The organism is Pseudoalteromonas sp. R3, assembly GCF_004014715.1.
In the GTDB taxonomy this organism is placed as follows: domain Bacteria; phylum Pseudomonadota; class Gammaproteobacteria; order Enterobacterales; family Alteromonadaceae; genus Pseudoalteromonas.
Genome location: NZ_CP034834.1, coordinates 378,738 through 394,642 on the forward strand (window position 1 = coordinate 378,738; position 15,905 = coordinate 394,642).

11 protein-coding genes are annotated in these 15,905 nt (G+C 46.4%); 10 read left to right on the plus strand and 1 reads right to left on the minus strand.

The window, feature by feature from the left end; genetic code table 11:
• Positions 1 to 54: 54 nt before the first annotated feature.
• The 9 genes from ELR70_RS01275 (at position 55) to ELR70_RS01315 (ending at position 11,738) form a co-directional block, all read left to right on the plus strand.
• Positions 55 to 1,296, plus strand: coding sequence for a HAMP domain-containing sensor histidine kinase (locus ELR70_RS01275; protein WP_054016745.1), 1,242 nt, complete (start codon positions 55 to 57; stop codon positions 1,294 to 1,296).
• Between the two features lie 3 nt (positions 1,297 to 1,299).
• Positions 1,300 to 1,821, plus strand: coding sequence for a response regulator (locus tag ELR70_RS01280; protein WP_054016726.1), 522 nt, complete (start codon positions 1,300 to 1,302; stop codon positions 1,819 to 1,821).
• A gap of 76 nt (positions 1,822 to 1,897) precedes the next feature.
• Positions 1,898 to 2,302, plus strand: a complete 405-nt coding sequence (locus tag ELR70_RS01285) for a DUF1761 domain-containing protein (RefSeq protein ID WP_054016725.1) — start codon at positions 1,898 to 1,900, stop codon at positions 2,300 to 2,302.
• A 224-nt stretch (positions 2,303 to 2,526) separates the two neighbouring features.
• The gene (locus tag ELR70_RS01290; RefSeq protein ID WP_054016744.1) at positions 2,527 to 2,787 is read left to right on the plus strand and encodes a hypothetical protein; all 261 of its coding nucleotides are present in this window, start codon (positions 2,527 to 2,529) and stop codon (positions 2,785 to 2,787) included.
• A 276-nt stretch (positions 2,788 to 3,063) separates the two neighbouring features.
• Positions 3,064 to 5,055 (plus strand): TonB-dependent receptor, encoded by a 1,992-nt coding sequence (locus ELR70_RS01295; RefSeq protein ID WP_054016724.1) that lies wholly within the window; start codon positions 3,064 to 3,066, stop codon positions 5,053 to 5,055.
• 165 nt (positions 5,056 to 5,220) lie between these two features.
• The gene (locus tag ELR70_RS01300; protein ID WP_054016723.1) at positions 5,221 to 5,724 is read left to right on the plus strand and encodes a hypothetical protein; all 504 of its coding nucleotides are present in this window, start codon (positions 5,221 to 5,223) and stop codon (positions 5,722 to 5,724) included.
• Between the two features lie 351 nt (positions 5,725 to 6,075).
• The gene (locus tag ELR70_RS01305; RefSeq protein ID WP_054016722.1) at positions 6,076 to 8,265 is read left to right on the plus strand and encodes a pre-peptidase C-terminal domain-containing protein; all 2,190 of its coding nucleotides are present in this window, start codon (positions 6,076 to 6,078) and stop codon (positions 8,263 to 8,265) included.
• Positions 8,266 to 8,336: 71 nt separating this feature from the next.
• Positions 8,337 to 10,208 (plus strand): M28 family metallopeptidase, encoded by a 1,872-nt coding sequence (locus ELR70_RS01310; protein WP_082353284.1) that lies wholly within the window; start codon positions 8,337 to 8,339, stop codon positions 10,206 to 10,208.
• A 78-nt stretch (positions 10,209 to 10,286) separates the two neighbouring features.
• Positions 10,287 to 11,738 carry a DASS family sodium-coupled anion symporter gene (locus ELR70_RS01315; protein ID WP_054016721.1) on the plus strand — a complete coding sequence of 484 codons (1,452 nt, stop codon included), beginning with the start codon at positions 10,287 to 10,289 and terminating at the stop codon, positions 11,736 to 11,738.
• 79 nt (positions 11,739 to 11,817) lie between these two features.
• Here the strand turns inward: ELR70_RS01315 and ELR70_RS01320 are convergent, their stop codons facing one another.
• The gene (locus tag ELR70_RS01320; protein ID WP_054016720.1) at positions 11,818 to 12,549 is read right to left on the minus strand and encodes a tetratricopeptide repeat protein; all 732 of its coding nucleotides are present in this window, start codon (positions 12,547 to 12,549) and stop codon (positions 11,818 to 11,820) included.
• 549 nt (positions 12,550 to 13,098) lie between these two features.
• Here ELR70_RS01320 and ppc point away from each other — a divergent pair.
• Positions 13,099 to 15,732 carry a phosphoenolpyruvate carboxylase gene (ppc, locus tag ELR70_RS01325; protein ID WP_054016719.1) on the plus strand — a complete coding sequence of 878 codons (2,634 nt, stop codon included), beginning with the start codon at positions 13,099 to 13,101 and terminating at the stop codon, positions 15,730 to 15,732.
• Positions 15,733 to 15,905: the final 173 nt, after the last annotated feature.

Below are 15,905 nucleotides of genomic sequence, written 5' to 3' on the forward strand. Positions count from 1 at the left end.
TATCGACACGAGGCGCGTGTCGATATGTTTTTAATCCTCAAGACCAGAGCTTTCATGTTAATTAACTTTTCACCTAATTCTGCGCTAGGCCAGTTGCTGTTGTTGCGTTCTATTGCCATCGTACTACAACTGGTATTGGTGCTGATTTCTCTGTGGTTTCTGGACAAAAGCCTGCCTGAGCAGCCGGTGTTTACCGTTATTGCAGTAGAGTCCGTTTTTCAGTTGGCCAGTATCTACGCTTACCGCAAAGCCAGTGAGGTTTCGCCCGGAGCGATGGTGATGCAGCTGGTGGCTGATATTTTATTTCTGACTGTGTTGTTGTCCTTCCTCGGAGGGGCAAGTAACGCCTTTGTTTCTTTGTTACTTTTGCCTTGCATCATTGCGGCTGTGACCGTACCGCCGCGTTTTGTGGTGTTTATCTCCGCGGCTGCTTTGTTGGCGTACGGATATTTGTATATGGTCGTGCCTATGCACCATCATGGCATGCATATGGGCCAACACTTGCTTGGCATGTTGGTAAACTTTGTCTTTATGGTGATAGTGATAGTCACTGTAGTGACATTTCTTGCAAGCCGTATTCAGCAACGCGAGCTTGCACTGGCAAAGAGCCGCGAAAAGCAACTCCAGCAGGAGCAGGTGTTGGCGCTGGGTAGCGCGGCTGCGCAAGTGACTCATCAACTGGCTACGCCCATTGCGCATCTAAACTTGTTGTTTGAGGAGCTGAATGAAGATTTTCCGCAGCACCCAGCGGTTAAAGACATGCAGGCACCACTTGCTCAGTGTAAAACACAGTTAGATGGTTTCAGAGCTCAGACTGAGTTGCTAAAACCCCACTCCCAGGTTAACAGTCAGAAGTTTGGGACCTTGTGGCAACAGCTCCATGAATTGTTGACTTTACAGTTTCCCGAACTAAGCATTTCCAGCCAGTTACCCTCTGAGCCATTTTCAGTCAATGGTGACCCTATGTTGATCCCAGCCTTGTTTAACCTGTTTGTTAATGCAGCAAAGGCCAATGAAAAGTGCTCGGCATCTAACCTGGAGGTAAGTGTTACCATATCAGAAGACAAAACCAGCAACACGTGTCTGATGTGGTCTTTGTCTATCAGAGACTTTGGTCCTGGTATCGAAATGGACAAACTGGCGCTCATTGGTAAATCTGTGGTCGACAGTTCTTCTGGTTTGGGCATGGCGCTGTTGCTGTCGCATGCTACAATCGAACGTCTCGGAGGGACCTTGCATTTGTCTAACCATCAAACTCAGGGTGCTGTATCTGTGGTGACCTTACCTGTTTTATAAATTATGAAGTTACTGATTATCGAGGACGATGTCCCTTTCGCTGCTACTTTATCACGCAGAATGACTAAACTTGGATTTGACTGTCAATGTGTACACGACGAAGCAAACATAGCTTCGCAGTGCCAGGCTTTTACACCTGACTATGTCTTGCTGGATATGAAGTTAACTGCCAGCTCTGGCTTACAGCATATCGCGTTGCTCCGGGGGATTGTTCCCGATGCTAAAATTGTGCTTTTGACCGGTTTTGCCAGTATTGCGACTGCGGTTGAGGCGATTAAACTCGGGGCCGATGAATACCTGACTAAGCCTGCCGACACCCAGTTAATAGCCAAAACCTTGTTGGGGACGCAAGTCCAGCTACGCGATATTGCTGATATTACCATGTCACCTGAGCGACTCGAGTGGGAACACATACAACAGACGCTGAAAGCGAACGAAGGTAACATTTCAGAAACCGCCAGGCAGCTAAACATGCACCGACGAACCCTGCAAAGAAAACTTCAGAAACGCCCAGTACTTAAATAATCCATGCATAGCTCGGTTTGCTCTTCCAAAGGTTATTAACTAAATTGAAATTAGTGAAATAATCGAGGTAAGTGCTGTGACTGTGTTTGATGTAGATGTGGTTGCCGTAGTCATTGCGGCGATCTCCTCTTTTGCGTTGGGAGGAATATGGTACTCACCGCTGTTGTTTCATAAGTCCTGGCTTGAAGGGGCTGGGTTGACGGATTTAGATATACAGAATGCGGACCATAAACTGATATTCAGTGGCGCGATGTTTCTGTCTGTTCTGGCTGCCTTCCTGATGGCGGCACTTTTGGGTAAAAGCCCCGCGATTCTGGATGGTGTTCTACTTGGGTTAGCCGTGGGAGTATGCTTTGTTGCCAGCACACTTGGCACAAGTTACTTGTTCGAACAACGGCCCCTTAAACTGTTCCTGATTAATGCAGGGTATCACACAGCTCAGTTCTGTGTGATAGGTTTTGTGCTTGGCATACTAAGCTAATGGTTTGTCTTATTTAATTGCTTGCTTAATGCACCTTGGCTGGACATAACCAAACGTTTTAATCACTTTGTTTTTCAACTCAAAAACACGGACATTTATCCTGTGCTCGCGAGGGCATGCCACCTATCATAGAAAGGTTTGTGCTGTTTCAAAGACTGAAAATCACCCTACCCATGGATCCGGGCCAGCGTGTTTGGGTGAGCCTATTTTATATGGACAAAAACATGATAGATATATTGTTTGATATCATTGGTATGACGGGTACTTTCCTGGTGGTTGGTGCGTTCTTTTTGCTGCAGTTGGACAAAGTGCGTCCCGATGGCATTAAGTATAATATGATGAACCTCAGTGGTGCCATTTTGCTGCTAATCAGTCTTTGCTATAATTTTAACTTAGCAAGTTTTGTGATCGAGTTATTCTGGATCGCGGCGTCATTAATCGGTCTGTACAAGTACTTCAAAAAGCGCAGGCTTGCGGTTGCCTAAAACCAGTTCGAGGCAGTGCATCTTAACGTGTACTGCTTCCACCCCTCTTAAAAGAACCTACGCTATTATTTGTTAAATATGCAATAAATATTCATATCTAGCTATCCTTTTTCGCGCTTTTTTACTAACCTGTTTCAATAACCCACTAAAAAATCACAAAAAACTTGCGAACTGTCCCTGTCTGCGTAATATTAAAATTGAGATATAAAATCGATATTTGATTTTTGTATTACATGGCAACTGTTTATGTATGAATGCGTCGTTGAGCGAATGAATATGAAAAAGATTCTGTTACCTTTGAGTATAGCTTTGCTCAGTTTTCCACTTTTTGCTCGCGAGGAAGCTCTTTTTGAATTGACGTTCGAGGAGTTGATGGATGTAACCGTGGAGTTAGCGAGTAAAACTTCCGAGACAGCACAATCAGTGCCTTCCAGTGTCACATTATTTTCTCGGCAGCAGATTTCTTTGCTCGGTATTCGCAATGTTTATGAATTAATGAACTTCGTCCCAGGTTTCCAGTCCACTCGGGGTGACTGGGTTGGTAGTGTGCCAAAAGAGCATGCAAGGGGCGTGTTTCTGGATAACGGCAATATTCTGGTAATGTTAAACGGCCAGCGCCTGAACGATGCCTCTTTTGGTAAGGCGTCGGTGTACGCGCCTTTTATACCTGTGGAAGTCGTTGAAAAAGTAGAGTTTATTCGCGGTCCCGGCTCGGCACTTTATGGCAGCAATGCTTTTTTAGGTGTCATGAATATTGTGACACGTCAGTCAGACCGTCAGGTCCAGTTTGGTATTGGTTTGCATCAGAGCAAACAAGCGTCGCTCAGTTACAGTGATGGGCAAGGCACTGAAAACGCGTTTTATGCCAATGTAAGTGCTTACGAAACAGCCGGTGAAACCTATGATACTCAGCAAGCGCGTGACCCTCAGTCAAATGTGTTTGTAGAGCTCGGCGCAAAATGGGGTGAGTTCAGTGCATCGCTTCACCTGACCAGGACAAGGCTGGATGAGTTTATTAATCTGGCTAGTTACAGCAAGGAAAATTTTCATACCAGTCGAAACATAGGTGCAAAACTTATCCATCAGACTTCGTTAACAGACGTCTTGGAGAGTGACCTGACACTGAGCTTTATTCAACATGATATTGATAGTGCAGGCCTTATTGCTACAGCTGAAGAGTTGGGATTAAAACAGGATTTCTTTAATGGACCTAAATGGCAGTCTGAAGATTTAACTTTAAACTGGGATTTGGCCTACCAGCATAGTGAGGAACTGTTGGTGCACTGGGGGCTGGAGTACTCACTGGAAGAGCAATCCGAGGCAGGTACCTATACTTCACATTATGACTCAAACAGTGGGCAAATTATTCTGGAAGACGACTACTACCTGGGCGGTATTCAGCCTCTGAATGAGTTTGCAGCATTTGATAGCCTGAAACAGGACTTTGACTCTTATGCCGCCTATGTGCAACTGAGATACCAACTGAATGAACAGCTTACTGTATTCACAGGCTTAAGATTTGATGAGTTTATAGATATAGACAATAAGTTATCACCGCGCATCGCTACCGTATACCAGGTTAATCCACATCATGTGTTAAAAATACAATACGGAGAGTCTTTTCGTATACCGGTAAGTAATGAGTTAAATTCAAATGATGACATTACCCGAGGGAACCCGCAACTTAAGTCTGAAAACATCAAAACCACTGAACTGGTTTGGCATATGGATTATGCGCGTTGGCAAGTGGACTTGGTCTTGTTTGAGAACCAACTGGATGATTTTATCAGCCTTGAACCTGTAGATGCGGTGCAAAGTCGTTTTACTTTCAGTAATTCTTACTCTACGACGATGCAGGGACTCGAAGCCAGTGCATCTTTTGAACTCAGTGAGTCTAGCTGGTTCAAGCTCAACTATACCCAGCATTTTGACGACCCATTTAGCGCCAGTTATAAGCGTTTCGGTTCCTGGCAACTTAATCATCAGTTTGGCCGCTTTCAAATAGGTCTCAATGGTGTTTGGCGTGCTCAGGTTAAAGTCTTCCCCGTCTTAACTCCGGATGATCCAGACTTTGTACATTATGAGCAAAAAGCACATTGGCTGATTGGAGGCACGCTCACCTGGCATCTTGCACCGAATAAGCAACTCAGGCTCAAAGCGCAAAATCTCTTTGATGAAAAGACCAACGCATTCGACCCCAGAGTATTTGATGGCCGTGTGCCTCAGCAGGGGCAGCAACTGATGTTGCAATATGCCTATTCATTTTAAGATGTAGCGACGGAACCTCATAAATGCACACAAAACCTGCGAATACTTGTACAGCTTTTGTATCATTGGGTGTCAGTCTTTGAAGGAAATCTCTTCTGGTCTATGCAGCATCTATGATAGTCCTTATAATGAATACACCCAATTCTCTACTTTTTTGTGTTTGAAATGAAACCTTTTTTCTTTGTGTTGTTAGTTGTTCTGAGTGCTTGTTCATCTGTGCCTCAGGTCCCTCAGGTTAATAGCGAGTTACCTGATGTCACCTACAAGGGCAGAGGCGCTGCAGCCGGCCCTATGCTAGTCGGGGCGATGGGGCCGGTTGGTATCGCAGTTGGGTTCGCAATAGACGAGGGCATAGCAAAGGAGATTGGGTTAGCACTGAAAGATTCGCAGGCGCAAGGAGAAAAAGAGTTAGCGACTGTGATTGCCGAGCTATACCCCGAAGCCGAATTGGTAAAACTTCTTTCCCTGGAATTCAAAGCGCAGCGAGGCAATGATGACTTTGCTTTTGCAACCGTTGAGCTTCTCCTGCGTTCAAAGGTGAATGAAAGACAATTATGTTTGTTAACGAACCCCGGGAGCCTGTTGGCACTTAAGGAAACGTCACTCAGCTGGTCTCTGATCGCTGAATCAATCTCGGCTAATCGTATATGTAAACAAATCCAAGACTAGCGTAAATTATATCGAAATCATGATTTGTTATAATATATCACTCATGATTTATCAAATTTAAAACAAACACCTTTGAATTTAATATCATTAGAAATGTAACATATTCCTTACATTTACTGCTTGGTGGGACTGTTGCTTGACCAGGCTTTATGCTTAAGTAAATGTAAATAAAGCTAATGTTTACGGGTATTCATCTGTAAACATAAAAACAACCAAAAGTTAATAAAAGTTTATTTTTGTAGCTTTCTAACTAGTCTTCATGTTGCGCACTCGTTAACTGGGTGCTTGGCGATGCGGTCTCAGAGTGACCGCTCGCTAAACAAAACAACAAGTAATCATGGAGCAAATTAAGTGAAACTATCAAAAATAGCTTTAGCAACCGTTGCCGGTCTGGTGTTGACGACTGGCACGGCAAATGCCGCTCAGAAGCGCTTCCTCAATACACATAATACTATTTCTGCAATGCTAGAATCTGCCGGGCCGGCGGTTTTGTCGGCACAGCCGGAGCAGCTTGTAGGCCTGGGCGCCGATAATACGCTGGTTGAGCTGAAATCATACCCGCATGCCAGTGGCGCTGTGACTAAACGCTATCAGCAAATGTATAAAGGCCTGCCTGTGATTGGTGACACGGTCAGCTTAACTTATAACAGCGCGGGTGCACTTAAACGTGCACATGGTGCTGCTGTGTATGAAATAGCAGCTGACCTGAGCTCTGTCACACCGAAAATGTCAATGCAGGTGATGAAAAATCAGCTGGAGAAGCAATTTTCGTTGCAGCAAAGGGACAATGAAGTGGCACTGGCCAAGCATAATGAAACCAGCCGGCTAGGGATTTGGCTTGATGAACAATCAACCGCCAGACTTGTTTATGAGGTGACCTATGTGACTTACGGCAAGTCGCCGTCACGTCCTTACAAAATTATTGACGCCAATAGCGGTGAACTGCTGATGGAGTTTGATAATATTCAACATGCAAACGCTACAGGCCCCGGTGGAAACCAAAAAACGGGTCGTTACCAGTATGGTACAGATTACGGTCATCTCGATGTGTCTCAGTCGGGGAATACCTGCACAATGAACAACGCCAATGTTAAGACCATCAATCTTAATCATGGTAGCAGCGGTTCAACGGCACACAGTTTTACTTGCCCAGAGAACACAGTTAAGGAAATTAATGGTGCCTATTCTCCTTTGAATGACGCCCATTACTTTGGCAACGTTGTTTTCAATATGTATAACGACTGGCTGGGTACTGCGCCATTATCCTTCCAGCTTAAAATGCGTGTTCACTACGGGAATAACTATGAAAATGCATTCTGGGATGGTAGTGCAATGACATTTGGTGATGGACTAAATCGCTTCTACCCTTTGGTAAGCTTGGATGTGTCTGCGCACGAAGTCAGCCATGGTTTCACCGAGCAAAATTCAGGACTGGTTTATCGCTATAAATCAGGTGGTCTGAATGAGGCTTTTTCTGACATGGCAGGTGAAGCCGCTGAGTTTTATATGAAAGGTAGTAATGACTGGATGGTTGGTGAGGAAATCTTCAAATCAACCGGAGCACTACGCTATATGGACGATCCCACTAAAGACGGTAACTCTATTGGCCACCAGTCAGACTATACATCCAGTATGGACGTACACCACAGCTCAGGTGTGTTTAATAAAGCGTTTTATACGCTGGCAAACAAAACAGGCTGGGATACCAAGAAAGCATTCATAGTTATGGCGAAGGCAAATCAACTATACTGGACAGCGAACACCGATTGGGATACTGCCGGTAATGGCGTAATGGATGCAGCCTGTGATCTTGGCTACAACCATGATGACGTTAAAGACGCATTAGCGGTCGTGGGTGTTACTTCGCAGCTAAGCCCGGGCAGCTCTTGTGGCACAACTGAGCCACCGCAGGATGAGCTGTTGACCAATGGCGTTGCCCGTACCGGGATCAGCGGTGCATCTAAAGCGCAAAGCTTCTTCCGTTTGGAAGTGCCGGCAGATGCCAGCAATCTTTCCTTTGTCACCACGGGTGGCACTGGTGACGCAGATTTATACGTTAAATTTGGCAGTCGTCCTTCATTGCAAACATTCGATTGTAAGAGCACGTCATCAAGCAGCAACGAAACCTGCAATATCAGTGCGGTTCAGGCTGGCACTTATTACGTGATGGTCGAAGCCTGGAATGCAATCTCAGGTGTTTCACTCACAGGCACCTACACCAGTGGAGGTTCTGGTACGCCGCCGATTGATCGTACCGAGACGAATGTCAACATCGGCTCAGGACAGTGGACTAGATTTACTCAGGATCTAGCGGCTGGCTACTCCAACCTTACTGTGACAATCAATGGAGGCAGTGGCGACGCGGATTTATATGTCAGATATGGCAGTGAATCGACCCTGTCTACCTATGATTGTCGGCCGTACCGCAATGGCAACACCGAAAGCTGTACCTTTGATAACCCACAAGCTGGTACCTGGCACATAGATTTACGTGGCTACTCAGCAGCGAGTGATGTCACGGTAAATATTAAAGCCAATTAAACACTGAATCGGGGGAGCATGTTGCTCCCTTTTTTGATGCTCATTTATCTAAATCACAAAGAGGTGTTGCGATGACAACTCAACGACCAGTTCATATCCTGAGCCTGATTATGGCTGCGAACTTTACACTCTTCTCTCAGAGCGCGGTGTTTGCAAATACGTCGTCTGAAGCTGAGAAACCTTGGATAACCATAGATACGATGGCAGGGCAGCATTATCAATTGCAAAACCTGCTCACAGGCAGACATATCGAGGCTGAGGCCAGTTCCGTACCTGGGATCAGTATTGCCCAGCTCAATGATATTGAGCATGGCGAGCTGAGCCATTTTATGCATGAAAATTACCATCGTTGTGGCGGGTTTGTGGCGCACGCCTCCAAATATGAAGCCCAGCAGTATCTGGCCGACCTGCAAGGTGCGCTCAATAGCCAGCCATTGCAGGCCTACACGATTGACAATCCAGCGATGGTAAATGCCATGATAGCTGAGGTGAGCACTGTGAGTTTGGACGGCACGGTCGCCAATCTGACCTCGTTTCACAATCGCTATTACACCCAGCAAACGGGCGTAGACGCTGCACAATGGATAAAACAGAACTGGCAGACGATAGCGCAGTCTCGCAGCGATATTAGTGTAGATTATTATACGCATAGCTGGTCGCAGTCATCCGTTGTGGCAACGATTAACGGCGCTGAAAATGCTAACGAAATTGTGATCATTGGCGGTCACCTGGACTCTATCAATCAGTCAAGCCCCTCGGCAGGTCGAGCACCCGGCGCCGACGATAATGCATCTGGTATAGCGGTGTTAACTGAGGCACTTAAAGCACTTGTTGCTTCTGGCTATAAGCCTCAAAGGACTATCCAAATCATGGGTTTTGCAGCGGAAGAAGTTGGCTTAAGGGGGTCTAAAGCGATTGCACAGGACTATAAGTCTCAGGGCAAAAATGTGATTGGCATGGTGCAGTTTGATATGACCGGAAATAATGGTAGCAGTCAGGACATTGTCATGATGACGGACTATACCAACAGCGGCCAGAATCAGTTTCTGGCGCAGCTGCTTGACACTTATTTACCAACCTTAAGCTACGGCTACGACCAGTGTGGATATGGATGCTCAGATCATGCATCTTGGTTTGCGCAAGGGTTTGCAGCCTCAATGCCATTTGAGTCACGTATGTCGGAGATAAACCGTAAGATACACACAATCAATGACACGGCTTTTGATGCCACCCATGCGAGCAAGTTTGCCAAACTGGCCGTAGCCTATTTGGCTGAAATGGGTAAGAATGCCGGGGATTTACCGCCCCCGGATCCTGGTAAGCTACAAAATGGTGTGCCAAAAACGGGCATCAGTGGGGCCGCTAAGTCTCAGCACGACTTTTCTCTTGAGGTGCCTGCGGGCAGCAGTAACCTGGTGTTCAAAACTTCGGGTGGCTCCGGCGACGCAGATCTCTACGTGAAATATGGTTCAAGGCCAACACTGCAAAGCTATGACTGCAAGAGCACAACTTCCAGCAGTAATGAAACTTGCAGCATGAGTTCGGCGAACGAAGGCACCTATTATGTGATGGTGGAAGCCTGGAATGAAATACAGAATGTCTCGCTGGTTGGTGAATATCAGCAAGGCGGTAGCACACCGACACCTATCAATCGTACAGAGAGTAATTTGTCTGTTGGGCAAGGCCAGTGGATCAACTTTTCGCAGCAATTGGGCAGTGGATATCAGTCTCTGACTGTGACCTTGTCCGGTGGAGTAGGAGATGGCGATCTGTATGTCAAATTCGGCTCACAGGTGAGTGACAACAACCATGATTGTCGACCCTACAAAAACGGTAATTCAGAAACCTGTACGTTTAATACGCCAAATACAGGTACCTGGTACATTGGGGTAAAGGGCTACCAAAGTGCCAGCGGCATGACGTTGTCGATATCGGCACAGTGAAGCGATTTTCCATACTCTGTACTTATTTTACTGGCATAATAGACACCGTGTGTTAAATCCAGGTAAAAAATATAAAGAATGGATAATTTAAAAAAATCAAAACTCTGGACCGATCGGCTGTGTTTGCTGCTCGGTCCTGCTTTTATGTTGCTGACCTGTTTTACAGCCCCGCCCGAGGGAATGAGTGTCGAAGCATGGCGCACAGCCGGACTGGCTGTTTGGCTGGGAATATGGTGGGTGAGTGAAGTAGTGCCAATTCCTGCTACTTCTCTGGTACCGCTGATCGTTGTGCCGTTGGCAGGTATTAATGACATCAAGTCTGCTTCTGGTTTGTATGCGCATCCCCTTATTTTCTTATTTTTGGGCGGCTTTTTGATTTCGATTGCCATGGAAAGGTGGCAGTTACATAAGCGAATCGCGCTGCACACTATGTTGCGAAGTGGTAATAATCCCAAAATGCAAATTCTGGCAATGATGTTGGTGAGTGGCTTTTTATCTATGTGGATCAATAATACAGCCACCACGCTCATGATGTTACCCATTGCACTGTCCGTTATTCACGTATTAAAGGACAACCAGTCTCAGGACAATAATTATGGTATTGCTCTGTTGCTTGCCATTGCCTATAGCGCGAGTCTGGGGGGCGTAGGTACAATAATAGGCACGGCGCCCAATGCCTTAATGGTTGCTTACCTGTGGGAAAACTATCAGATTAAAATTGGCTTCGCGCAGTGGATGATTATGGCTGTACCTTTCACATTTGGAATGATTTTGCTTTGCTGGTTATGGTTAACCCGTTTTGCATTCAAAGTCCAAAAGAGCAACAAGGATACCGATCTGACTCAGATATTTACGAAGCAACTGAGTGAACTGGGTCGTATGAGTCTGGCCGAGAAAAACGTACTCTTTGTGTTTATCTTTGCTGCGCTAAGCTGGATCACCCGACCTTATCTGGCTAGTTTAACGGGCCTGGATATCACGGATACCGGTATTGCGATGGCTGCCGCGCTACTGCTATTTGTGTTGCCAGCAAAAGGCGGCAGCGATACGCGTTTGATGGACTGGCAGGCAGCACAGCAGGTTCCCTGGGGAATATTATTGCTATTTGGGGGCGGGTTGACGCTGGCGTCTCAAATCAAAGGCTCAGGACTGGCTGAGTACATAGCCAACATGTTGGCAGGCGCGAGTGCCATCCCTCTAATCCTCGGGGTGCTGGCGGTTGCTGCACTCATTACTTTTTTAACCGAACTAACCAGCAACACGGCGACGGCGGCAGGCTTTTTACCTCTGCTTGGTCCTGTTGCCGAACAAGTAGCAGGCACTCCACTAATTTGGGTTATTCCTGCAGCGATGGCAGCCAGCTGCGCGTTTATGATGCCAGTGGCAACACCACCCAATGCCATTGTGTTTGGCTCGGGGGAGATCAAAATTCGCGATATGATCAAGGCTGGGTTTGTTATGAACCTGTTCGCAATTGTGGTCATCACAACGCTTACTATGGTGGTAGGCAGCAGAATATTCGGCTACTAGGGAACCTCAAAGAACAGAGGTCATAAAAAATAAGCCGCTCTATTGCGGCTTATTTTTGACTGGATTAGATAACTAACGATCAATCTTCGGTGATTTGCGATCCTGCGATATAGGTTCCAGCCTGTATTTTGTGATAAATGCTGTCGGCGATTTCCTGAGCATCTTCGCGTTGTGAGCGAGACATGCTTTTTTCATCAAGTCTGCGACTCGTTGCGGCCGGACGGTAACCGTTATATTCTGCCAGAGTGTTCCAAATGTATGAGCGTTGTATGTTTTTTTCGCCACCAAGACCCTGATAGTAGAGTAGGGCAAGATTAAACATCGCCAGAGTGTAATTGTTCGCTGCGGCGCGTTCATACCAGAATTTTGCCTCGTTGTAGTCCTGGGTTACACCATCCCCGTTGGCATGCATGACGCCAAGATTAAACTGTGCCGCGGGCATATTTTTTCTGGCAGCAGCATTAAACAGATCAACCGCTTTTTGTTTATCCAGTTTAACCCCCAGGCCCTGATCGTACATTACAGCTAGTGAAAACATGGCATCGGCACTGCCAAGCTTTACTGCCTGTTGCATAAGTTCAGCGGCTTTTCGTGGGTTTCTGGGTACCCCGTATCCGCCTTCATGCATTTTAGCTAACTCGTATATGCCAGGCGCAAACCCCATATCAGCCAGGTATCTGAACTCTTTGAGCGCAACATCAAATTGCCCGGCATTTGCAGCCGCTATGCCTTCCTCCAGCCCGGCTTTCGCAGCTGGGGCGGCAGCAAGCAAACCCGTAAGGACCAGTGCGTAAGTAAGTTTATGCCACATGTGCGTTCTCCTTAATAACCTATGTTTTAAGTCACCAAACATAATACTAAATTAGGCCCATTATATAGCCTGTCGACCTAACTAATTAGACTCTATTTGCCGCTATGGACATCCCAAGCAAATTGCTTTGCAGCAGATGCTGAGTATAGCAGTCTGGAGTTGAAACTGTTTTAGCGAGTGGTTGTACAAAACGACGAGTATAAGCGATTGAGGCATAATAAAAAAAGCCCTTTCGGGCTTTTCTGATACATATCAACCGTCACTGATATGAGCAATGTAGCAAGTAAATGAGTACGTTTACCAATGCTCCCTGTGAAAAAGCCATTGGCAGATCAACGTTAATGAAGCCCTGCACGAAGAATAAAGGCGTCTTGGAGTTCATTGAGAATGATTATCACTAATCCTTTTTATAAAGTCAATTGCAAATGATAATTAATTGCAATGGTTGTTTTTATAACTTTTCGCTTCCGGGTGTCATCAAAGTATCTTTTCTTTTTCGTTTTATAGTCAGTATATTGAGATGAATGAAATTTGTTCAGGGAGCATGTTATGCAACAACAATATACAGAATTGAAACGCAACGTCAGTCTACTTGGTGAGTTATTGGGCACTACTATTGCTCACTCCCAAGGTACTGAGGTACTTGAAAAAGTTGAGTTGATCCGACATCTTGCTAAATCATCTCGCAGTGGTGATGTGCAGGCAAGAGAGACGTTAATAGAGACTTTGCAATCTTTGCCAGACGAAGAGCTATTACCTGTATGTCGAGCATTTAGCCATTTTCTGAATCTCGCTAATGTTGCTGAGCAACAGCACACGATTTCAGACGCCGGTTGTCCGCAAGGGCCTTTTGACACATTGCAAACGACCTTGTCTGAGGTGACTGCGAAAGTAGCCAAGGGAGACACCGACCTTCAAACCGCAGCCAATGTTATTGAGAGCCTGTCTATTGAATTGGTTTTAACAGCACACCCGACAGAAGTGACACGCCGCACTTTGATCAGTAAACACGTCGAACTCAGTGAGTGTTTATCAGAACTGGCTGATTGTCAGGATAGCAGTTTATGTCGCAATGAAGTGATTTCGCGAATTGAACAATTGATCTGCCAGGCATGGCACACCAATGAAATCAGAAATAAGCGTCCTACCCCACTTGAAGAAGCAAAATGGGGTTTTGCGGTCATTGAGAATAGCTTATGGGACGCAGTACCCAAGTTTACGCGTACCCTGACTCATCTGGCTGAAGGACAACTCGGTATGAGTCTGCCTGAGGATTATGCCCCTGTAAGTTTGGCGTCGTGGATGGGAGGAGACAGAGATGGCAACCCCAACGTCACAGCAGAGGTCACTCAAAGTGTCCTTGACCATGGTCGCTGGATGGCGCTGGACTTATACTACCGCGATCTGGATGTACTGAGTTCAGAATTGTCGATGGCGCCGGCAAATCAGGAGTTAAAAAAGCTGACGGGAGACCATGCAGAACCTTATCGGGCGTTACTGAAGCAGTTAAAAGCAGATGTGAATGAAACGATATTGGCGCTGGAACATAAGATTAAATTGCTGCCCAGCTCACATCAGGACAAAATCCGTTCGACGGAGCAGCTTATGGCTCCGTTGTCTGTCTGTTATCGTTCTTTGACCGAGTGCGGTATGGAAGTGGTCGCAAACGGTATGTTGCTGGACGTAATGCACAGACTCAGATGCTTTGGGGTTCAGCTATGCAAACTGGATATTCGTCAGGATTCGGGAAGGCATTGTGACGTATTGTCTGAGGTAACGCGTTATCTGGGGCTGGGAGATTATGCACAATGGTCGGAGCAGGACAAGCAGGCTTTTCTGCTTTCAGAGCTTTCTTCTCGACGCCCGTTGTTACCTAAACACTGGCAACCCAGCGAAGAGGTTCAGGAGGTGCTGAACACCTTCGCCGTGATTGCCAAGCAGGACAGGGCTGCGCTGGGTATCTATATTATCTCTATGGCCAGAGAAGCGTCAGATGTGCTGGCTGTTGAATTATTGCTTCAGGAAAGTGGTTGCCCGTTTAAACTGCCTGTGGCGCCACTTTTCGAAACTCTGGATGACCTGAATAACGCACAGGAAGTGATGCAGCAACTGTTTGACTCGAGCTGGTACAAGGGGCATGTTGGACAGCAGCAGTACGTGATGATCGGCTATTCTGACTCTGCAAAAGATGCTGGCATGATGGCGGCGGGCTGGGCACAGTATTTGGCGATGGAGCAGCTGATTGATGTGGGCGAGAAATACCAGGTTGAGATGCATTTGTTTCACGGCCGGGGAGGGACAATAGGGCGTGGCGGCGCTCCTGCTGCGCAGGCGTTACGTTCTCAGCCGCCGGGATCATTGAGTCATGGTTTGAGGGTGACGGAGCAAGGTGAAATGATCCGCTTTAAGTTTGGTCTTACTCCGGTCGCAATCCAGAGTTTGTCACTCTATGCCAGTGCCATTATTGAGAATAATCTTTATCCGCCTCCGCAGCCCAAGTCGGATTGGCGCGATGCGATGGCGCTGCTGAGTGAACAGTCTTGCAATCAGTATCGCGACTTTGTCCGTGGTAATGCAGACTTTGTGTCTTATTTCAGAGCAGCAACTCCCGAAATTGAGCTGGCAAAGTTGCCTTTGGGTTCACGTCCCGCAAAACGCAAGCCGCAGGGAGGTATCGAGAGCCTGCGCGCCATCCCCTGGATATTCGCCTGGAGTCAAAATCGTCTCATGCTGCCTGCGTGGCTTGGTGCCCTGGCTGGGATACAAAGTGTGGTGAAGGAGCATGGAGAGTCACTACTTGGTGAGATGAGTGAGCAATGGCCGTTTTTCAGAACGCGATTAGAGATGCTGGAAATGGTATTTTGTAAAACCGACTTATGGTTAAGCGAATATTATGATGCACGACTAGTACCCACACCCCTTCAGCCTTTAGGTAAGTTACTTCGCAGTGAATTGAAAGAAGCAACGCAGTTTATCGAAAAGTATGCGCCCAAGGGCTCGTTACTATCAGCGCAGCCCTGGATCCGTGAGTCCATAGAGCTTCGTAACCCCTACACGGATCCGCTCAATGTATTGCAAGTGGAACTACTTAAGCGCACTCGAGATAAGGCCAACCCAGATCTGGACAGTGCATTGATGATCACTATGATGGGCATTGCAGCAGGGATAAGAAATACGGGTTAATTTTTATTGATGCAATAATGATTACATTGCGTAATAACAAAAACCAATCCTATAGGGTTGGTTTTTTGTTTTTATCTAGTTTTTTATGGTTGATTTGTTGACATCAATTCGTATTTAACTAGAATGCCCTGCTACCTTGTAAACGCACTTAACACGAGTTTAAGCAATAGTCA